The 21410-nt window shown below is 28.9% G+C and carries 20 protein-coding genes and 2 pseudogenes; 17 read left to right on the top strand and 5 right to left on the bottom strand.

The window, feature by feature from the left end; genetic code table 11:
- The first annotated feature begins 162 nt into the window (after nucleotides 1-162).
- Nucleotides 163-1293, top strand: coding sequence for a transcription termination factor NusA (gene nusA / locus CSPB_RS05970; protein ID WP_089193542.1), 1131 nt, complete (start codon nucleotides 163-165; stop codon nucleotides 1291-1293).
- 30 nt (nucleotides 1294-1323) lie between these two features.
- Here nusA and glnA read toward each other — a convergent pair whose 3' ends face one another.
- Together glnA and CSPB_RS05960 are read right to left on the bottom strand one after the other, a co-directional pair.
- Entirely contained in the window at nucleotides 1324-2751 is a 1428-nt protein-coding gene (glnA, locus tag CSPB_RS05965) for a type I glutamate--ammonia ligase (RefSeq protein WP_033915976.1), read from the bottom strand.
- A 60-nt stretch (nucleotides 2752-2811) separates the two neighbouring features.
- On the bottom strand, nucleotides 2812-3591 hold the full coding sequence (locus CSPB_RS05960) for a histidinol-phosphatase (RefSeq protein ID WP_089193541.1): 780 nt from the start codon (nucleotides 3589-3591) through the stop codon (nucleotides 2812-2814).
- Between the two features lie 118 nt (nucleotides 3592-3709).
- On the opposite strand from CSPB_RS05960, the gene CSPB_RS05955 reads away from it, so the two are divergent.
- The 14 genes and pseudogenes from CSPB_RS05955 to CSPB_RS05890 all read left to right on the top strand — a co-directional run bounded on the left by CSPB_RS05955 (nucleotide 3710) and on the right by CSPB_RS05890 (nucleotide 14374).
- Nucleotides 3710-4450, top strand: a complete 741-nt coding sequence (locus CSPB_RS05955) for a chemotaxis protein (protein ID WP_089193540.1) — start codon at nucleotides 3710-3712, stop codon at nucleotides 4448-4450.
- Nucleotides 4447-5712 carry a peptidase U32 family protein gene (locus CSPB_RS05950; protein WP_089193539.1) on the top strand — a complete coding sequence of 422 codons (1266 nt, stop codon included), beginning with the start codon at nucleotides 4447-4449 and terminating at the stop codon, nucleotides 5710-5712. The genes CSPB_RS05955 and CSPB_RS05950 overlap by 4 nt, the downstream gene beginning before the upstream one ends.
- A gap of 1 nt (nucleotide 5713) precedes the next feature.
- Nucleotides 5714-6208, top strand: a complete 495-nt coding sequence (purE, locus tag CSPB_RS05945) for a 5-(carboxyamino)imidazole ribonucleotide mutase (protein WP_089193930.1) — start codon at nucleotides 5714-5716, stop codon at nucleotides 6206-6208.
- Between the two features lie 9 nt (nucleotides 6209-6217).
- Entirely contained in the window at nucleotides 6218-6688 is a 471-nt protein-coding gene (locus CSPB_RS05940) for a DUF3972 domain-containing protein (RefSeq protein ID WP_033915972.1), read from the top strand.
- Between the two features lie 2 nt (nucleotides 6689-6690).
- Nucleotides 6691-7107, top strand: a complete 417-nt coding sequence (locus CSPB_RS05935) for a GyrI-like domain-containing protein (RefSeq protein WP_089193538.1) — start codon at nucleotides 6691-6693, stop codon at nucleotides 7105-7107.
- Nucleotides 7108-7974 (top strand): glycine--tRNA ligase subunit alpha, encoded by an 867-nt coding sequence (gene glyQ / locus CSPB_RS05930; protein ID WP_033915970.1) that lies wholly within the window; start codon nucleotides 7108-7110, stop codon nucleotides 7972-7974.
- Complete coding sequence (locus CSPB_RS05925) at nucleotides 7952-8686, top strand: Nif3-like dinuclear metal center hexameric protein (RefSeq protein ID WP_089193537.1); 735 nt, start codon at nucleotides 7952-7954, stop codon at nucleotides 8684-8686. The genes glyQ and CSPB_RS05925 overlap by 23 nt, the downstream gene beginning before the upstream one ends.
- Nucleotides 8683-9375 (top strand): annotated as a pseudogene (locus CSPB_RS05920) (zinc ribbon domain-containing protein); the annotation flags it as partial. The gene CSPB_RS05925 and the pseudogene CSPB_RS05920, both read left to right, overlap by 4 nt.
- Before the next feature lie 116 nt (nucleotides 9376-9491).
- A complete protein-coding gene (gene waaA / locus CSPB_RS05915; RefSeq protein ID WP_089193535.1) occupies nucleotides 9492-10640 on the top strand; it encodes a lipid IV(A) 3-deoxy-D-manno-octulosonic acid transferase in 1149 nt (382 codons plus the stop codon).
- On the top strand, nucleotides 10624-11376 hold the full coding sequence (locus CSPB_RS05910) for a pseudouridine synthase family protein (protein ID WP_193625235.1): 753 nt from the start codon (nucleotides 10624-10626) through the stop codon (nucleotides 11374-11376). Before waaA ends, CSPB_RS05910 begins: the two co-directional genes overlap by 17 nt.
- A gap of 279 nt (nucleotides 11377-11655) precedes the next feature.
- On the top strand, nucleotides 11656-12714 hold the full coding sequence (yedE, locus tag CSPB_RS05905; protein WP_089193533.1) for a YedE family putative selenium transporter: 1059 nt from the start codon (nucleotides 11656-11658) through the stop codon (nucleotides 12712-12714).
- Nucleotides 12714-12923: a sulfurtransferase TusA family protein gene (locus CSPB_RS05900; protein ID WP_052137608.1), complete on the top strand. Its 210-nt coding sequence runs from the start codon at nucleotides 12714-12716 to the stop codon at nucleotides 12921-12923. Before yedE ends, CSPB_RS05900 begins: the two co-directional genes overlap by 1 nt.
- Nucleotides 12920-14062: an aminotransferase class V-fold PLP-dependent enzyme gene (locus tag CSPB_RS05895; protein ID WP_089193532.1), complete on the top strand. Its 1143-nt coding sequence runs from the start codon at nucleotides 12920-12922 to the stop codon at nucleotides 14060-14062. Before CSPB_RS05900 ends, CSPB_RS05895 begins: the two co-directional genes overlap by 4 nt.
- A 66-nt stretch (nucleotides 14063-14128) precedes the next feature.
- Nucleotides 14129-14374 (top strand): putative Se/S carrier protein, encoded by a 246-nt coding sequence (locus tag CSPB_RS05890; RefSeq protein ID WP_033915964.1) that lies wholly within the window; start codon nucleotides 14129-14131, stop codon nucleotides 14372-14374.
- Nucleotides 14375-14384: 10 nt separating this feature from the next.
- Here the strand turns inward: CSPB_RS05890 and CSPB_RS05885 are convergent, their stop codons facing one another.
- Together CSPB_RS05885 and mltG are read right to left on the bottom strand one after the other, a co-directional pair.
- On the bottom strand, nucleotides 14385-16586 hold the full coding sequence (locus tag CSPB_RS05885; RefSeq protein ID WP_089193531.1) for an NADP-dependent isocitrate dehydrogenase: 2202 nt from the start codon (nucleotides 16584-16586) through the stop codon (nucleotides 14385-14387).
- 77 nt (nucleotides 16587-16663) lie between these two features.
- The gene (mltG, locus tag CSPB_RS05880; RefSeq protein WP_089193530.1) at nucleotides 16664-17623 is read right to left on the bottom strand and encodes an endolytic transglycosylase MltG; all 960 of its coding nucleotides are present in this window, start codon (nucleotides 17621-17623) and stop codon (nucleotides 16664-16666) included.
- A gap of 46 nt (nucleotides 17624-17669) precedes the next feature.
- Between mltG and CSPB_RS05875 the strand changes: the two genes are divergently transcribed.
- Nucleotides 17670-20126, top strand: coding sequence for a YhdP family protein (locus tag CSPB_RS05875; protein ID WP_161492192.1), 2457 nt, complete (start codon nucleotides 17670-17672; stop codon nucleotides 20124-20126).
- A gap of 2 nt (nucleotides 20127-20128) precedes the next feature.
- Here CSPB_RS05875 and CSPB_RS08845 read toward each other — a convergent pair whose 3' ends face one another.
- Nucleotides 20129-21142, bottom strand: a complete 1014-nt coding sequence (locus CSPB_RS08845; protein ID WP_227484128.1) for an RsiV family protein — start codon at nucleotides 21140-21142, stop codon at nucleotides 20129-20131.
- A 51-nt stretch (nucleotides 21143-21193) separates the two neighbouring features.
- Here CSPB_RS08845 and CSPB_RS09135 point away from each other — a divergent pair.
- A pseudogene (locus tag CSPB_RS09135) lies at nucleotides 21194-21400 on the top strand (RepB family plasmid replication initiator protein); the annotation flags it as partial.
- Between the last annotated feature and the right edge of the window lie 10 nt (nucleotides 21401-21410).

The following is a 21410-nucleotide window of genomic DNA, read 5'->3' as shown; positions in this document are numbered from 1 at the left end:
CTTTCATACTTTTTAGAACTAAAGAGTATATCAGTTTTTGACTAAAAATGCTATTAAACTAAATGAAAGAGTAAAAATTGTATAATTACTAGTCTTACTAATATTTAAATCCCAATTAGATTTATTGCTGTTAGATAAAAAAGAAAATAAAAGGATATAAATTTGGAAAAAATTGTAGATATAATCGAATCTATCGCAAATGAAAAAAAATTACAAATACAAGATGTTAAAGAGCGAGTAGTAACTGCTATTACAAATACTGCTAAAAAAATTTATGGATATGAGTTTGGATATGATGTAAAGTTTGATTCTGTTAGTAAAACCGTCAAATTATATCAAAAAATTTTGATTCTTGATAATGAAGATGAGAGGTTGAAAGAAGAGTGTAAAAATTTCATTTCTTTAAATGATGCTAAACAAATAGATTCTAGTTTAGAAATAGGTGATGCACTAACTTATGAACTTAGTTTTGATAATCTTGGTAGAACTGCTGCTGGAATACTATCAAAAGAGCTTGATTATCATATACAAAAACTAATAGAAGAGAAAATTTTTGATAAGTATAAGCAAAAAATAGGAAAAATAATATTTGGTGTTGTAACTCATATAGATAGCGATGAAAATACATTTATAGAAGTTGATGATATAAAAGCTATTATGCCTAGAAAAAATCGTATAAAAGGTGAAAAATTTAAAGTAGGAAGTGTTGTAAAAGCTGTTATAAAAAATGTTTATATGGATAAAATTTATGGTGTTAAAGTTGAAATTTCAAGAACGACGCCTAAATTTTTAGAAGCTCTTTTAAGTGCTGAGGTTCCTGAAATAAAGGATGGCTCAGTTATCATTCAAGCAAGTTCTAGAATTCCAGGCGAGAGAGCTAAAATCGCAGTTACTTCATCATCTCCAAATATTGATCCAGTTGGTGCAACAGTTGGAACAAAGGGGGTTAGAATAAATGCAGTAAGCAGTGAGTTAAATGGTGAAAATATAGATGTTATAGAATTTGCAGCTCAGCCTGAAATTTTTATATCTCGTGCAATGAGTCCAGCTATAGTAAGTTCTGTAAAGATAGATGATAAAAAGGCTATCGTGTCTTTAGTTAGCGAACAAAAGAGTAAGGCTATTGGGAAAAGCGGTATAAATATCCGTTTGGCTTCTATGTTAACTGGTTATGAAATAGAGTTAAATGAAATTGTAAAAAATGCTAATACTACAACAAGTATTGAAGATAATATTGACGTTAAGAAAAGTAACGATTTAACAGATCTTAAAAAGCTTTTTGGAGATTTATAAATTTAAGTCCTAAAAAAGGACTTAAATTTGCTAACAACTATAACAAGTTTTAAACTCAAACACAGTTGGTCTTTTTTCATAAGGCCAAACTTGGCTTTTAAATTTATAATGCTGATAAGCTTCAACAAATTTATCGTCCATGATAGGAGATAAATACGCATTATCGCGTATTAAAGCTTCTAGCGAACCGCGTAAAGTGTGCGGGAATTGCTCGATTCCTCTTTGTCTGATCTCATCAAGAGTTAATTTAAATAAATTTTCATCCATTGGTCCAACTGGCTCTGTTTTGTTTTTAATACCATCAAGTCCAGCCATAAGCATACTAGCAAAGGCTAAATAAGGGCAAGAAGTGCTATCTGGGAAACGCATTTCAGCTCTTACTGAGTTTTCACCGCTGCCATAAGGAATTCTAACTGATGCTGAGCGGTTTTGTGATGAATAGGTTAAAATGCTAGGTGCTTCAAAACCAGGAATTAGTCTTTTGTAGCTATTTGTACTTGGATTTGTAAAAGCAGCTACACTTCTTGCATGGCCTAAAACTCCACCTATATACCATCTTGCAATATCGCTTAAATTTGCATAATTGCCTTCTTTATAAAATAAGTTTTTACCATCTTTCCAAATAGATTGATGAACATGCATACCGCTACCATTATCTCCATGTATAGGTTTTGGCATAAAAGTAGCTGTTTTGCCATTTAGGTGAGCCACCATTTTTACAATATATTTATATATTTGAACATTATCAGCAGCTTCAACTAGGGTTGAATACTTAACCCCGATTTCGCCCTGTGCTTGTGCAACTTCATGATGAACAACAAATACTTCAAGTCCAACTTGTTCTAAAACTTGAACCATTTCGGCTCTTAAATCAACCATGCTATCAACTGGTTGAACTGGGAAATATCCACCTTTTCTACCTGGTCTATGACCTGAGTTGTATCCGTCTTGATAATCTTTTCCGCCATTCCAGCCACCTTCTTCGCTGTCTATTCTATACATAGCACAATTCATAGAATCTATTATTTTTACATCATCAAATACAAAAAATTCATTTTCTGGACCAAAGAAGCAAGTGTCGCCTATGCCACTTTCTTTTAGATATTTCTCAGCTTTTTTGGCGATAGATCTTGGACATTTTGCATAAAATTCATTTTTGTAAATATCATAAACATCGCAAATTACAACTATCGTGACATCAGCTGTGAATGGATCTAAAAATGCAGTTCCAATATCTGGAATTAATACCATATCTGATTTTTCAATAGGCTGCCAAGCATCAAAACTACTTGCATCAAATGATATTCCTTTATGAAAATCTTTAGATAATCTTTTATAATTATAAGAAACATGATGCCAAGTTCCTTTTAAGTCAGTAAAACGAAAATCAACAAAAGCTACTTCGTTTTCGTTACAAAATGAGTAAAACTCCTCAATATTGTTTACAAATTTGCCCATTTTTTTATTTCTCCTTAAAATTTATTTCGTATTGTATCATACAAAACATAAGAATTAAATTTAAAACTCAACAAAATTTCTATCTCTATTTTTAAAGATGGCAGCTTTTGTATAGCCGAATTTTTTAGCTTTTGCCACAGCTCTTTCGGAGTTTAAGCCAACTTGATTTTTAGCATGAGCATCTGAGCCAAAAGTTATTGGTATATCAAGTTCTGCCATTTGTTTTAAAATTTCATCGCCAGGATAAAGTTCGTTTACTGGTTTTCTATATCCAGAAAGGTTAAGCTCAACTACCATATCAGCTTTTTTTATGGCTTTTAATGCATTTTGTGATAAAATTTTTATATCTTTTGTTGGCTTAAAATTAAATACTTTTATAAGATCAATGTGTCCGACTATATCAAATAATCCTGATTTTGCCATATTTTCGATACTAAGAAAATATTTTTCATAAATTTCATCTATATTTTTATTTTTGTATTCTCCTATGTATTCAGGATTATCAAATCCCCAAGAATCTAGAAAATGAACCGAACCTATGAGATAATCGCATTTTGATTGTAAAACACAATCTTGCATAAAATTTGGTAAAAAATCTACTTCATATCCTAATGAAATATCTATTTTATCTTTAAATATATCTTTTAATGTTAAAACATCTTGTTCGTATTTTTTTATATCTTCAAATTTCATTCTATATTCTTCATCAAATTTCATGGGAGCATGATCAGAAAAGCCAAAAAATTTTGTTTTATTTTTTATGGCTTGCAAAATATATTCTTCCATACTGTCTTTTGCGTGATTGCATAAAACAGTGTGATTGTGTAGATCGACTATCATTTTATCTCCTAATTTTTGAGTGTCGTTTTGTAATTTTACAACCAAATTTTATACATTAAACAAATATTTCAGCAAATTTTTAATATAATATGAAAAGATTTTGCATTTAGGAGTTTTTATGACGCAAGAAGAACTAGACGCTCTAATGTCCGGCGGACTTGATGATGTATCACTTATGGATGAAGAAACAAAAGATGATATTGAAGATAATATCAATGAAGAAAATATTGTTGATAAGAATGAGCAAAAAGATAGCAAATATGATGATGGGTTAAATAGCGAAGAAGCTAAAAATTACAAGATTAGCTCAACATCGGCTTGGCCACCACCACCACCAACAGAAGATCATAAAATGGTTAAACAACTTGATGATGTTACAAAAGATTCTGAAGTAAAAGCTACTGAAATGTTTGATAAGCTTGAAACTATCACAAATTTTTGTGCAGATGCTGAAAATTCTGCAAATAACATCATAGAAGGACTTGATTATAATATAGAATTATTTACAACGCTTTGTGAAAAATTTCCAAATGTTGGAACATTTAAAGAAGCTTTAGAAAGAAATAATAATCTTAAATCTGATACAGAATCAGCTATTAGTAATTTACAGATGGGGCAAGATGAGATTATGATGATTATGGATATGATGCAGTACCAAGATATACATAGACAAAAAATAGAGCGTGTTATAAATGTTATGAGAGCACTTAGCAAATATATGAGTAGCTTATTTGAAGGCTCTATAGATGATGAAAAGCGTGTAGGTTCTGCTATACACATTCAAGGTGATACAGAGACAGAAAATGTTGTTAGCAATGAAGATATAGAAGCACTTATTGAGAGTTTAACTAAAAAATGATAATACCAGAGCTGTTAAGTCCTGCAGGAAATCTCTCAAAACTAAAAATAGCTCTTGAATATGGTGCTAATGCTGTATATGGCGGAATTTCAACTTTTTCTTTAAGAAGTAGGGCTGGAAGAGAATTTGATAAAGATAGTTTTAACGAGGGTGTAAAATTTACTCATCAAAAAGGTAAGAAATTTTATGCAACAATGAATGCTTTTCCTTTTAATTCGCAGCTTAAAAATTTAAAAACCTATATAGAGCTTTTAGTTGAAATGGGTGTTGATGCGTTTATAGTAGCAACACCAGGCGTTATTTCTTTGATAAAAGAGATTTCTGATAAGGTTGAGATTCATCTTTCAACTCAAGCAAATGTTATGAATTATTTAGATGCTAAGATGTATTATGAAATGGGCGTAAGTAGGATAGTTGTTGCTAGAGAGATGAGTTTAAAGGATGTAGTTAAAATAAAAGAAGAAATTCCTAATCTTGAAATAGAGATATTTTGTCACGGCTCTATGTGTTTTGCTTATAGTGGAAGATGCCTTATAAGTGCGGTTCAAAGTGGGCGTCTTAGTAACCGAGGAAGTTGTGCTAATGATTGTAGATTTAAATATGAACTTTATGCAAAAAGCGAAGATAATTCAACGCTTTTTAGATTAAATGAAGATGAAACTGGAACTTATATATTTAACTCAAAAGATTTGAATTTAGCTTCTCATGTAGAAAATATCATTAAAACCAATAGCATAGATAGTTTAAAGGTAGAAGGAAGAACAAAGAGTGAATACTATGTTGCTTGTGCAACAAAAGCTTACAGAATGGCTATAGACGATGCATTGAGCGGAAAATTTGATGATAAAAAATATCAAAATGAGCTTAATACTTTAAAAAGCAGAGGTTTTATGGATGGATATATAGTTCATAAACCTTATGATAGAGATGATTCACAAAATTTTAATTCAAATCTTGAAGATGGTACAAAAGAAGTGCATGCTATAAGTGAAGATGGTGAGTTTTTTAAAACAAAAGGCAAGATAAAGCTTGGAAGTAAGTATGAAATTTTTATGCCACTTGGTTCAAAATTAGAAGAAGTTGATAATGAGTTTGGAAAAGTTTATTTCAAAAACAACACATATTTTATTGAATTTAAAAAACTTATTAGCTCTAAAGGTAAAGAATTTGATGAAATTCATAGTGGTAATGAAAATGAGATAAAACTTCCGGTTAAATTACCTAAGTTTAGTTTTTTGCGAAAGGAAATTGATGAAAAATGATATTAAATTTGTATCTATTATAATGGGTAGTAAAAGTGATTATGAGATAGTAAGTGAGTGTGCTAAGATTTTTGATAAATTTGATATTTTATATGAAATGATTGTTAGCTCAGCTCATAGAAGTCCAAAAAGAACAATGGATTATGTAATAAATGCTGAGAAAAAAGGCTCGCAAGTATTTATCTGTGCTGCTGGAATGGCTGCACATTTAGCAGGAGTTGTTGCGGCTCATACTACAAAACCAGTAATTGGTATACCTATGAGTGGAAGTGCGTTAAATGGCGTAGATGCGTTGTACTCTACTGTTCAAATGCCCGGAGGAATTCCTGTTGCTAGTGTTGCTATAGGTAAAGCTGGTGCTACAAATGCCGCATATTTGGCTATGCAAATTTTGGCACTTAGCGATGAAGATCTTGCAGCAAAGTTAAAGAAAGATAGAGAAGCTAAAAGCAAAAAAGTCGAAGAAGATTCTTCTAGCATAGAAAAATTACTTTAAGGATAATATATGCAAACATATCTTGAGATTGATGAGTTTTGTAAGCTTGTTCATTTAGACCGCGAAGTTATAGAAAATATGATCGAAAAAGGAACGCTAAATTCAAAAGAGGAAAATGGTGTTGTTTATATAGAAGCATCGCAAGGCACAATGAGTATAATCCCTTCAGATATGCAAACACCGGTTATGCAAAATACTTCTTTGCCAGGCGAGAGTTTTGTAGAGAAAACCATAGGGACTATTTTAAATTTACACGAAAAAGTATTGGATGCAAAAGATGAAACGCTAAGTTCTTTAAGGAATGAAAATAAATTTTTAAAAGATGCAATTTGTTCTATGCAAGAGCTTTATGATGAAGATAGAAAAACAGTTGAGCTTTTATCAACTCAGTTAAAAAACTCTCAACAAGAAGTTGAGTTTTTAAAGCGTAAATACAAACTTATGTGGAACAAAGCAGTAGATAATTTTAAAGAAAAATAGTTATGCGTTTTGTGGAAATTTTAGAAGAATTTGAAGTTTATGGATTTAGTGCAAAAACTTCAAATTTAGATGAAACAAAATCGCCAAAAATAGCACCATTATGGGGCAAATTTCTACAAAGCTATGATGGTAAAAGTGAAATTTATTGTACTTATAGCGATTATGAAAGTGATGTAAATGGAGAATATATTTTTTGTATAGGCACCAAATCACAATCTTCTTTAAATTTAAAGACATCAAAGATTAGTAGTGGTAAATATGCAGTCTTTACTTCTAAATTTGAAAATAGTAGCGATACTTTAAATTTATGGAAACAAATATGGAGTTTTTTTGAAAGTTCAAATTTAACAAGAGCTTACAAAACAGATTTTGAACGATATTTTGATGGAAATTTAGAAATTTATATAGGGATAAAATGAATGACATTTTCGCAGATTATTTTAACATTACAAAAATATTGGCATGAGCAAGGTTGCTTGATAGTTCAACCTTATGATATGCCAGCAGGAGCTGGAACTTATCATCAAGCCACATTTTTACGCTCTTTGGGACAAAAACCATGGAATGTAGCTTATGTAGCTCCCTCTCGCCGTCCAACTGATGGAAGGTATGGCGAAAATCCAAATAGACTTGGAAGTTATTATCAGTTTCAAGTTATAATGAAGCCAAATCCAGCAAACTTGCAAGAGCTTTATCTAAAAAGCTTGGAAGTTTTGGGGCTTGATCTTAAAAAACATGATATAAGATTTATAGAAGATAACTGGGAGAGTCCAACTCTTGGTGCTTGGGGACTTGGTTGGGAAGTTTGGCTAGATGGGATGGAAGTTACTCAGTTTACATATTTTCAACAAGTTGGCGGAATTCCTTGCGATAAGATAAGTGGCGAAGTTACTTATGGTTTAGAGCGACTTGCTATGTATCTTCAAGATGTGGATAATGTCTATGATATCATTTGGGATGATAATAAAGGTAGTATCGTAACTTATGGTGATGTTCATAAAAGAAGTGAGTATGAGTTTAGTGTTTATAACTTTGAAGTTGCTGATACAAAAATGCTTTTTTCGCATTTTGATAGTTATTTTAATGAGTGTAAAAATGCGCTTAGTAAAGGTATAGCTCTTCCAGCGTATGATTATTGTATGCTTGCTGCACATACATTTAATGTTTTAGATGCAAGAGGTGTTATAAGTGTAACACAAAGACAAGAATATATATTAAAAATTCGCGAATTAGCCAAATCTTGTGCATTGGTGTATTTAGAAAATGAAAATAGAAAAAATTTATAGTATTTTAGATGATATCGCACCATTTTGTGACCAAGAAAAATGGGATAATTCTGGACTTCAAATAGGATCAATGAAAAGTGAGTTTGGTGATATTTATTTAAGTTTGGATATAGATAGTAATATGATTGATGAGTTGAGTCAAAACTCGCTTATTATAACTCATCACCCTCTTATATTTAGTGGATTAAAAAGTATAAATACCGCTTTGTATCCATCAAATATCATTAAAAAAATGCTTAAAAAAAATATATCTTTGATATCTATGCATACAAATTTTGATAAGTATGTTTTAAATAAATTTGTGGCAACTGAAATTTTAGGTTATGATATAAGCAAGATAGAAGATTTTGTGATATTTTTTGATATAAATTCAAGTTTTGATGAGCTTTTGGAAGATGTTGCAAAAAAGTTAAATTTAAAAAATGTTAAGTTTGTAAAAGCGAACCAAAATGTTTCAAAAGTTGGATTTTGCACGGGAAGTGGCTCTGAACTTGTAAAAGATATAGATGTGGATTGTTTTATAACAGGCGACATAAAATATCATACTGCTTTGCAGTGCTATGAAAATAGAGTATCTTTAATAGACATAGGTCATTATGAAAGCGAGCGGTATTTTGGTCATTGTCTAAGGGAGCTATTGCAAAAAAAACAAATTAAGAGTATAATTAAAAATTCAATTAATCCATTTAACTACTACGAAGGAAAATTATGAATATATATTTACAACAGCTAGTTGAACTTTCTAAAATAGATGCTCAAATTGACAGTTTTGAACCAAGACTTAAAAAGGCACAAAAAGAACTTGCCAAAAAACAAGATGAGCAAAAGGCTATAGATGAGAAAATAGAAAATATAATATCTGAAATAAAAGATATAAATTCTCAACAATCGCAAACAAATATCCACATAGCTGAATTTGCCGCAAAAATAAAAGAGATATCTAAAAAATCATCTCAAGTAAAAACAGATAGAGAAAGTAAAGCTTTAAAAATAGAAGAAGATGTTACAAAAGAGCAACTTGATGCCGCAAATGACGATATGCAAAAGTATGAAAAACTTATAGAAAATAGAAATGTGTTAAAAGAAGAGCTTGAATTAAAGAAAAAAGAAATTTTAAAAGAGATAGAAAATTTAGAAAATAATTCAAAAGATGAGATAGAAGCTATAGAAAAAGATAGAAAAAAAGTGTATGATAAAAAAGATAAGTTAATTAGTAAAATGAATCAAAAAATACTATCTTTTTATGAAAAAGTCCGTAAATGGGCTGGAAATACATCTGTTGTTGAAGTTAAAAAACAGGCTTGTTACGGATGTTTTATGAAAATAAATGATAAAACTTACGCCTCTGTTTTAAAAGGTGATGATATAATAACTTGCCCTCATTGCGGTAGAATACTTTATGTAAATGAAGTAAATGACACTGCTGTGGATGTAGAGCAAATAAAAGAAAATAAACCAAAAAAAACATCATCTAAAATAAAAGTGCAAGAAGATATACAAGAGTAGTAAGAAACCTTGTGATATACTCTTTTTTTACTTTTATAATTTGGATAGTTTGTGCTCCATTTTTGTTTGTGCTGTCTTTTAAAAAAAAGTATCAAAAGAGTATACCGGCTAGATTTTTTTTGTATAAAAATGCTTCATTAAAAAATTCAGATATACATTTTCATATGTGTAGTTATGGCGAAGTTAATGCTTGTGTACCACTTTTAAAAGAGTTTAGAAATTTATCCATAACAACCATAACAAATACTGGGTATGAACTTGCAAAAAATTTCAGTTCAAATTTAGCCTTTTTGCCATATGAAATGTTTTTACCTTTTTGGCTTAATAAAAGTAAAGTTGTAGTTATATTTGAAGCTGAGCTTTGGCTAAATTTAGTAAGAAGTGCTAAAAAAAATGGATCTTATGTGATTTTGCTAAATGCTCGCATAAGTGATAAATCGTATAACAGATATTTAAAAGCAAAGTTTTATTATAAAAAAGTATTTGAGTGTATTGACCTTGTTTTGGCTCAAAGTGAGAATGATAAAAAAAGATTAGAAGAGCTTTGTGCTAAAAATGTGCAAGTTGTAGGAAATATAAAAAGTGCAAATTTAATGACACCTTCAAAAATATATAATAAATTTAATGAAAAGGTTATTTGTATAGCAAGTACGCACGAAGGCGAAGAAGAGTTGATATTAAAAAATTTGAAATTAAAAGAAAATGAAAGCATTATCCTAGCTCCAAGACATCCAGAGAGATTTGATAAAGTTGATAAAATTTTTTCTTCTTGGGCGAAAGATAGAAATTTAAGTTATGAGAAATTTTCTCAAAACTTAGGCTTGAAATCACGCTGTATTTTGCTAGATGCTTTAGGGGAGCTTATAAATTTTTATAATATTTGCGATATAGTCATTCTTGGTGGTAGTTTTATAAAAGGTATCGGTGGACACAATCCTATAGAAGTTGCACAGTTTGAAAAAATTCTTATAAATGGTAAATTTATAGAAAACCAAAAAGCACTTTTTAGTAGTGTGGAAAATGTATATTTTTGCGATGTTGATGATATAGATGTTAAAATTCATCAAAATTTAAAAGCTAGCCGTATAAAAAATAGATGTGATTTAAATTTGATAAAAAATATAATAATAGAAAAGATTGAAAATGGAAAAAGCTTATAAACTTCTTGCATTGCAAGAAAAAATTTCAAACAATGAAGCAAAGGCTCTTATCGATAATGGTCTTGTAAGTGTTGGCGGAAAAAAAATAGTTGTAGCTAGGGGAGAGATTGGCGAAAAAAGTGTTTTTAATATTTTAAAAGTTGCCAAGCCAAAAGTTATTTTTGAAGATGAAAATATAATAGCGATAAATAAGCCACCATTTACAATAAGTGAGAAAATTGCAAAAGATTTTAAATTTACTCTTTTAAATAGGCTAGACAAGGATACAAGCGGTGTATTGCTTCTTTACAAAAATGAAGAATTTGGCAAAATTGCTATCAATGAGTTTAAAAATATGCGGGTTAAAAAAACATATATTGCGATGGTAAAAGGCATAATTAGCGAAGAGTTGCATATAAATAATCCGATAATAACTATAAAAGGCAAGGGTGGAGCGTATTCTAAAATTTCGCCACAAGGTAAGAGTGCAATTAGTGATATTTATCCATTTATGATAAGTGGCAAAAAATCAATAGTAAGAGTTGATATCAAAACTGGTAGAACACATCAAATAAGGCTTCATCTTGAGAATTTAGGATATCCAGTTATAGGCGATGAAAAATATGGTAAAAATAGTTCAAAAAGAATGTTTTTACACTCTTATAAAACTGAAATTTTAGATTATAAATTTATAGCAGAATTGGACAATAGCTTTAATGAATTTGGTTTTGAAATTCCCAAAATATTAAATTTTTAACTTTTATAAAATATTTAATATTAAATTTTTTATTTTTGAGTGTTTTGAGATTAAGTCTAAAAATATTTAATTTATAGTTAAATTTAGAATTATTCTAAATTATTCATCATATATTGTAGCTTAAAATTATTTTTACTTTGCAATTATAGATATAGTAAGATTGGTAAATTAAAAATATAAAATAATACATACTTAATTTTATTGATTTATAAAAATTTTTGATATAATATCGTTATCTGCACTAGGTTAGTGTTACATTTCTTAATCAAAGGGAAAATCATGAGAATTGCTGTTATTCCTATAATAGCTGGATTTGCAATAGGAGCAATAGCTTCTTTGCTTGTATATTTTGGAAATCCTGGTAATATGGGATTTTGTGGTGCTTGTTTTTTGAGAGATATAAGTGGTGCAATAGGTCTTCATAGAGCTAGTATAGTTCAGTATATAAGACCTGAAATTATTGGCTTGGTTTTTGGTGCTTTTATCTCATCTATGTTTTTTAAAGAATTTCGTCCTCGTGGAGGGTCTTCGCCTTTAATGAGATTTTTTCTTGGAGTTTTTGCTTCCATTGGTGCACTTGTATTTTTAGGTTGTCCTTGGAGAGCTTGGATAAGACTAGGCGGCGGAGATCTTAGTGCAATAGCTGGTATTGTAGGACTTTTTGTTGGTATATTTATAGCTAGTATATTTTTAAAAAATGGCTATAGTCTTGGAAAAAGCAAGAATATTTCTAAAATTGAATCTCTTTTAATTCCTATCTTTATGTTGATTTTATTTGTTTTTCTTATAACAAAATTTAGTTTTGGTGAAAATTTACCTATATTTTTTTCACAAAAAGGACCTGGCAGTAATCATGCAAATATCGTTATATCTATAATTGCTGGATTAATAATTGGAGTTTTAACTCAAAGATCAAGATTTTGCACAATAGCTGCTTTTAGAGATACAATTTTATTTAAAGATACACATCTATTACAAGGTGTTTTAGCCCTATTTGTTGGTGTTTTTGTTGTGAATTTGGTTTTAGGACAATTTCATCTCGGATTTACAAATCAGCCAATTGCGCATAATGATATTGTATGGAATTTTCTAAGTATGGTTCTTTGTGGTTTGGCATTTGCATTAGCTGGAGGGTGTCCAGGAAGACAACTAACGCTTAGTGGAGAAGGTGATAGCGATGCTGGAATTTTTGTTATTGGAATAATTGTAGGAGCTGCATTTTCGCATAATTTTGCTCTAGCTTCATCTGGAGCTGGAGTTAGTGTATTTGGTCCTTATATGGTTATAATAGGTCTTGTATTTTGTCTAATTTTAGGATTTTTTGCAAAGGAGAGATAGTGAAAGTAGATGCAACTGGACTTTCATGTCCAACACCGGTAATATTATTAAAAAATGAGTTTGATAAGGGAGAAAAAGAAATAGAGCTCATTGTTGATTGTGGGGCAGCACAAGAAAATACAAAAAGATTAGCTTTAAGTTATGGTTATTCTATATTGGGCGAAGATAATAAAAATGGTGTTATTACTATCAAATTAATGAAAAAATGATTTATTTAGATAATGCCGCAACATCTTTTCCAAAACCAGAATGCGTAAAAACAGCTTTAGTGGATTTTTTGGAAAATTATGGTGCAAATGCTGGTAGAAGTGGACACACAATGTCCATTGAAGCTGGTAAAATCATATTTGATACAAGAGAAAAATTGGCAAATTTACTTGGGCTCAAAAATCCTCTAAATGTTGTTTTTACTTATAATGCAACACATTCTTTAAATTTAGCTATTAATGGAGTTGTAAAAGAAGGTGATATTGTAGTAACCTCGCCATTTGAGCATAATTCTGTAAAAAGAGTGCTAAATTTTTTACAAAATAAAAAGAATATAATAGTAAAAATTCTTGAAGTTGATAAATTTGGGCACATTATAAACTATGAAGAAACTCTAAAAGGTTCAAAATTAATATGCTTAATGCATGCAAATAATGTAAGCGGTGCAATTTTTCCAATAAAAGACATATTTAAAGTAGCAAAAAAACTAGGCGTTATAACTTTGCTTGATGGAGCCCAAAGCATAGGTATAGTTGATATTAATATGAAAGATGATTTTATAGATATTTTGTGTGCAAGCGGTCATAAAGGGCTTTTTGGTATACAAGGAACTGGGATTTTGGTTATAAATGATGACTTTGAAATAAGTTCTATAACGCCTTTTATGCAAGGCGGAACAGGTAGTAAATCTGAGCTTGAAACTCAACCTATGTTTATGCCTGATATGCTAGAAAGCGGAACTCAAAATGGTCATGGTATAGCAAGTATAGGTGCTGGAATTGATTTTATAAATAAAATTGGCATCAAAAATATTTTTTCTCACGAAATTATGTTAAAAGACTATCTTCTTAAAGAAATTTCAAAAATAGATGATTTAATAATTTTAAAAACACCAAATGATTATAAAAGTATATCAAATTTAAGTATTATCGCAAAATCTATGTGTATTTCTGATTTGGCAAACAGACTTGATTATAATGGATTTTTAACTAGGGCTTCTTTGCATTGCAATCCTAGTACACATAAATTTTATTCTACTTATCCAGATGGTGCTTTAAGGATATCGCCAGGATTTTTTAATACCATAGAAGAGCTTGAAAAACTGATAGAAACATTAAAAAAGATTTTAACAAAAACATAAAATAATCTAAATTTAAAAAGATATTTTGTAAAATGTTTTTTAAGAGTAATCATACAAGGTATTATAATGACAAGTGGATATATAACATTCCCAACAAGTGCTGGTGCTTTCGCAACTGAGAAAATTTTGCGTGCTAATGATATAAAAGTTAAACTCATATCAACGCCTAGATTTTTATCAAGTAGTTGTGGTGTTAGTGCGTATTTTTGTGGGGCTAATGTTGAGGATGTGTATAAAATATTGCAAGAATACGACTTAGAGTTTAACATAAAAGAGTATGTTGATGAATATATAGAAAAAAGGATGCACTAGGCACCCCTTTTTATTTGTTTATAATGTCATTTAGTGTTTTGCTAGGACGCATAATTTCACTCATTTTTTCATCATCAAATTTATAATATCCTCTTACATCTACGCTGTTTCCTTGAACTTTTGATAACTCATCTAGTATTTTTTCTTCATTATCTTGAAGGCTTTTTGCTATATTTTTAAATTTACAAGATAGTTCTTTGCCATTTTTAGCTAAGCTTAAAGCCCAGTAAAGTGCCAAATAAAAATGACTCCCTCTATTATCAAGCTCACCTACATTTTTCTTTGGTGATCTATCATTTTTAAGAAGCATTGATATTGCCTCTTCAAGAGTGTTAGAAAGTATAAGTGCATTATTTATATTTTTTACTCTATAGAGATGATCAAGAGAAGCACTAAGCGCTAAAAATTCTCCCAAGCTATCCCACCTTAAATGATTTTCTTTTATTAGCTGTTCGGCAATTTTTGGAGCACTTCCGCCAGCTCCAGTTTCAAACATACCGCCACCTTGCAAAAGTGGCACAACAGAAAGCATTTTCGCACTTGTTCCAAGTTCTAATATAGGAAAAAGATCTGTTAAATAATCCCTTAAAACATTTCCTGTTACGCTTATGACATCTTTGCCTTTTCTTATGGTTTCTAGTGTTAGTTTAGCTGCATCTTGCGGGGCTAAAATTTCTAAATCAAGCCCATTTGTGTCAAGCTCTTTAAGATATTTTTTTACTTGATTTATCATTATATTGTCGTGAGCTCTTTTTTCATCTAGCCAAAAAATAGTCTTAGATTTTGTGATTTTAGCTCTATTTACTGCTAATTCGACCCAGTTTTTTATGGCATCATCTTTTGCTTGACACATTCTAAAAATGTCGCCTTTGCAAACTTCAAATTTAAATATTTCTCTGTTTTTATCATCGCTTACTATTATGGTTCCGTCATTTTGCATTATGAAAGTTTTATCATGGCTTCCGTATTCTTCAGCTTTTTTTGCCATTAATCCTATGTTAGAAACTGAGCCGATTTTTGCAGGGTCTAATTTGCCATGTTCTTTTAAATTTTCTATTACGCTTTCATAAAGTGTAGCGTATGTTTTATCTGGAATTACTGCCATACAATCATCTGCTTTGCCATCTTTATCCCACATTTTACCGCCATTTCTTATCATTGCTGCCATTGAAGCATCAACTATGATATCGCTTGGAACATGCAAATTTGTTATGCCTTTATTACTATCTACCATAGCTATTCTTGGATTATTATTATAAATTTGAACTAATTTTGATTTAATTTTATCTTTTAAATTTGAATTTTCTAGCTTGTTTTCAAGATCTTTTAAGCCATCTTTTTCATTAAATTTAAGCTTGTTTATTTCATCTTTAAACTCATTAAATAGTTCTTTAAAATACACACGCACAGCATGTCCAAATATCACTGGATCACTTATTTTCATCATTGTAGCTTTTAAATGTATGGAAAAAATAATATTGTTTTTCTTGGCTTCATCAATGCATTTTTGCAAAAAATCCTCTAGTTTATTTACGCTCATAAAAGTTGCATCAACTATTTCATTTTTTTGTATAGACAAATTTTGTTTTAAAATAGATTTTTCGCCATTTTTAGATATAAACTCTACTTTTAACTTTGTTATTTCATCAAAAAGGCGTGATTTTTCGTTTGAATAAAAATCGCCATCATTCATATATCTTACGCACGTTTTACTACTTTTATCCCACGAGCCAACTTTGTGTGGAAATTCTTTTGCATAGTCTTTTACTGCTTTTACACTTCTTCTATCAGAATTTCCTTGTCTAAGTACTGGATTAACTGCACTTCCTAAAACTTTTGCGTATATTTCATTAATCTCTTTTTCGTTATCATTTTTAGGATTAGTTGGATATAGCGGAACATTTATCCCTTTTTTTCTTAACTCATCTATGGCAGCATTTAGTTGTGGAATTGAAGCTGAGATATTTGGAAGCTTGATTATATTTGCAAATTTATCATTTGTTGAATCTCCAAGTATTTCTAAGTAATCTGGAATTCCTTGATCTGGCCTTAAATCTTGTGAAAAATTTGCCATAATCCTTCCTGCTAAAGATATATCTGCTAGGGATATGCTAATATCAGCTTCATTTAAAAATTTCTTTATAATTGGGTATAAAGAAAATGTAGCCATAGCTGGGGCTTCATCGGTGTAAGTGTAGACAATATCGCTCATAATTTACTCCTTTTTTTAAATTGATATTATTTTATCATTATTATATTAAATAAAATTTTTTTAAAAATTAAATTTGATTATTTTCTTTGTCTATTTATGACATTTATATGTTCTTTATATGTTTTTGAAAATATATGTTTTTTATTTTTCTTATCTAAAACAAAATACAAATAGTCGCTTTTTGCTGGGAAAATAGCCGCTTTTATGCTATCAAAACTAACAGTACAAATAGGAATTTCTGGCAATCCTTCGTATAGATATGTATTAAATTTGCTAGTGTCTGATTTTATTCTATCTGCTGTTATTACATCGTGAGAATAAATTCCGTAATTTAGCGTTCCATCCATTTGCAATTTCATATTTTTTTTAAGTCTATTGTATATAACAGACGACACAAGCGGCATTTCTTCAGAATTTGCTGCTTCTTTTTGTATTATTGATGCTACTACCAAATACTCTATCCAGCTAGTTTTGTTAAAGTTACCAAATATTTTTTCACTTATTTGTTTATGTTGATTTTTAGATGTGTTGATAAGATAATAAATAAGGTGTCTTTCGCTAATGCCTTTTGGAATTTTGTATGTTTCAGGTACCAAAAAACCTTCTGTAAGTGGAGCATTTTCAGTATATTCTTTATATAAAGTATCAAAGTTTAAATTTAGTTGTTTTGATAGCAAATTTAAAAATACAACAGTTGTTTCTCCAGGTATCAGTGTGATTTCATTCATAGCTGCTTTTGCTGTTGTAAGTTTGTATAAGAAATCGTATTTGCTAAGTTTTGTCTCGCCGATATCTATCCAACCTGATTGAGGTTGCCCAATCATTGCTAAAAAAAATTTATCTATTTTGCTTAGATTGAAATTTCTATCTTGTAAATATGCTATAATCGTGCTTATACTACCTTGCGGTAAAAATACAACCTTGCTTGTATATACAGGTCTGCTAAGGTAGAGTAGTAAAAAAAGGAAAACTATGAGAACAATTTCTAGCATTTTTAAAAAAATAACAATTTTTTTTATTGTTCTTTTGTTTGCCATATTTGTCCTTTTTTATTTTCTCAAAAGTGGGATAAATATCCAAAATTTGGATTTCAAAACTTTTCATATTGGTCAATTATATATAAAATTAGATAAAAAACTTATTTTAGCCACAAAAGATATACAAATAAATACTCAAAATAAAAAAAATAACTCTTCAAACAATATAGATATATTAAATTTAACAAAAAAAATAAATCTATTAAATTCATTGTTTTCTAGTATTGTGGTAGAAAATTTGCATTATGGTGATTTGAAATTTGATATGGTTTTTCAAAATAATATGTTTTTTGTAGATATGCCATATGTTAGATTAAACGCTTCTTTTGATACAAAAGGCGATAAAATCATAATAGATACAAAAGAGATAGCTCTTAAAGATTTTAATGCAACTATTTGCGGCACAGGAGTGCTTGATGGCAAAAGTTATGATTATGATTTCAAAGGAACATTTGTTTCGCATGAGGTAAATGGAGATTTGAGATTAAGAGTACAAAAAAATAAGCTATATTACAATTTTTCAAATGTCTATGCAATATCTTTAAAAGGTCTCATGAGAGAAATAGAAGAGAATAAATGGATAGATAAAGAGGTAAAAGAGTGGATATATGGTCATATTATAGCTAGGGAATATTTTATACAAAATCTTAGCGGCATGATGGATTTAAAAAATAAAAATATGCATTTTGATCACATGGAAGGAAATGCAAAAGCTAAGGATTTAAAAATAAAATTTGATAAGAATGTTAAAGAAGTTAATGTAGATGATGCAAATATTAGTTTAAAAAACGGGGTTTTATCTTTTGTTTTAAAAAATCCAAAATACTACGATAAATCACTAGATGGCTCAAGTGTTGCTATAAATGATTTATTTGGTAATAATACAAATATAGACATAAATATAAAAACAGATTCTTTGCTTGATGAAAAAGTCCAAGATATACTAAAAGTTTATGATATTAATATCCCTATAATTCAAAAAAAAGGTGAATTAAAAACAGATTTATATCTAAATATAACTTTTAAAAACTTGCTAACTAAAGCTAGCGGTGTATTTGAGCTTAAAAATGCAGATATAAATATATCCAAATCGCCATTTTTCAGTGAGTATGCCAAAATAATCCTAGAAAATAACTCTTTAGTTAGAATTGAAAATTCTCATCTATCAAATAGTTTTTTGGATGCTAAAAATTTAAATGGAGATATATATACAGATAAAAATAGTGCTAAATTTGAAGCTATTTGTGACCTAGATATAAAAGCAAATGAAAAAAATTCCATAGTAAAATTTGAGCAAAAACCACTTCATATAGATATGAATTTCGAAAAAAACGCAACAATTTTAGATATAAATGAGTTAAATACTAAGATTATTTTATCTGATTTAAATTTAATAAATATACAAAGTTTATCAGATGTAGTGCAGTATAGTGCACTTTTAAATGATGTAGGTATAAAAAGTGGTAGTAATTTAGATATAAAAACTCAAGATTTTGAAAATTTTGATATAAGTGCTCAAAATGTAATTTTTGATGTTCCGTTTATTAAAAAAGATGGCACAAAATACGATATGGATAGTTTTAAATTTATAGTATCAAAAGATTATATAAAAGGTTATTCAAAAAGTGATTTTTTTAATTTTTCATATAAAAACTCTTTTTTGAATATAAATTTAAAAAATCTTGATTTTATATACAAAGATAGTGCAAATAACGATGAGAATAGTTCTAATGGATTATCAGTTCATATAGATGCACAAAATTCAAATTTGATTTTGCTTGATCTTAATAAAACAATACCGTTTGATAGCTATAGTGGCGATATAAAAGGTAAAAATATAGAGCTTTTAGCTAAAAAAGATAACGGAAATTTCCATTTAATATCAAATAATGATAAGCTTATTTTGGATGTTACTAAATTAAATGGAGAATTTTTAAATTCTTTGTTTGGTTCTAAAAGTTTTGAAGGTGGTAAATTTGATTTGCATTTGCTTGGCAGAAATGCAAAAAACTATAATGCTGAGATTATTCTAAAAGATACATATTTAAAAGATTATATATTTTATCATCAATTTCTTACATTTTTAAATACAATTCCTTCGTTGCTAGTTTTTAAAACTCCTGATTTTAATTCAGATGGATTTACTGTAAATAGTGGCAAAATTTACTTTAGTAGAAATGGAGATATACTGAATTTTAAAGCTATAAATTTAACCGGAAGTAGTGCTGACATAGGTGGACGAGGTGTTATAAATTTAAGCAATGGGCAAATAGATATAGACTTAGAGTTAAAACTTTTAAAAGACGCAAGTAGTATCATAAATAAAATCCCGCTTGTAAATCAGATTATATTAGGAAAAGAAAGAACTATATCAACAGTTATAAAAATAAGCGGAACGATAGATGAGCCAAAATACGAAACACAAATACTAAAAGATACTTTATTAACACCATTTAATATAATAAAAAATACCTTAGAATTACCGTTTGTATTGTTTGAATAGCTTTATAATATACTTAAAAATTCATCTTTTAAAAATGGTTTAATTTCGCTAAATTTAAAAAATGCTTCTATGATTCCAGCAGAAAAAGGACCAATCTCATAAGGATTATACACAAAAGTAATACCATAAGGAGATATTGAAAAATTCTTTGAAATTTCAAGATCACTTTGTTTTATATAAGCATAAACTTTTACTTTATCCCAAATCATAGAAATTAAGCTTTCATCATGGATATCTTTTAAAATGTCACTTAATTCAAGTTTTTTTTCTTTATAATTAACTTCATATTGTTTGCTTGTATTATCGTGAGCACCACCACTATAAAAATATTCATCTGTTAAAAATATGCTCAAATCGCCTTTTTTATAGTAGATATTTTCTAAATTGTTATTGTATCTTATAAAAGTAGGGCTGTTAAAATTTACATTATTTGATGCAAAAAATTCGTTATACCAATTTGATAATTCGTCTAGATAACTATTTTTTAATAAATTTGCCATCTTAAACCGCATTTGAGAAGAGTTTTGATCTTTAAAATCTATAGCATCATAAACAAAGCTTTTTTTAAATATAAAATCTCTTTGTGATATTTGCTCGAAATTTGCTTTTGCTGTTATCATTATAAGAGAATACTTTTTATCAAGAGAGGCATTTATATCTTGTGTTGTGTTATTTAGCTTAATTACTCCCTCAAAATGATCATTTATAACATTTGCTTTTACTGATATATTTTTGGTTTTGATATTAAAAATAGTTTTATTTTCGTCTTCTTTTGGTGTAACATCTGAAAAAGTATATACATTTCCCTTTGTAAAAATATGCCCATAATATTTGTTATTTTTACCATCTAAATTGCTATTTTTATCATAATAATTTATGTAAATTTGAGTTGAATTTGTCTCATCGCTACAATTATTATCTTTATATATAAAGCTATATCCATCTTCAATTGTGATATTTTCATAAGCAAATGATAAATTTATAAATATTAAAAGTAATGCAAATATATTTTTCATTTTTTGTGTTATAACCTTATGTGTTAAAAATGCGAATTATACAAAAAATATGTTAAAAAGGTTTTAAAATTTAAGGATTTTAAAATTTTTAAAGTTGTTTTTGAGGGTGATGAATACATAAAATACAAGTTAAATGATAGTTTGATGCAATATCTAATAAATTTAGAAAAAAACTTCACTCAGCTAAATTTAAAGATATTCAACAAATGCGATCAGCGTATGGTATTAGAATTTATAATATGCTTTTATCAGAAATAGGACAAAATAG

Origin of the sequence: Campylobacter sputorum (assembly GCF_002220775.1) — a bacterium.
GTDB classification, from domain to species: Bacteria; Campylobacterota; Campylobacteria; order Campylobacterales; family Campylobacteraceae; genus Campylobacter_F; species Campylobacter_F bovis.
Note: the sequence above shows the minus strand (reverse complement) of the source record. Positions and strands in the feature narration are given on the sequence as shown.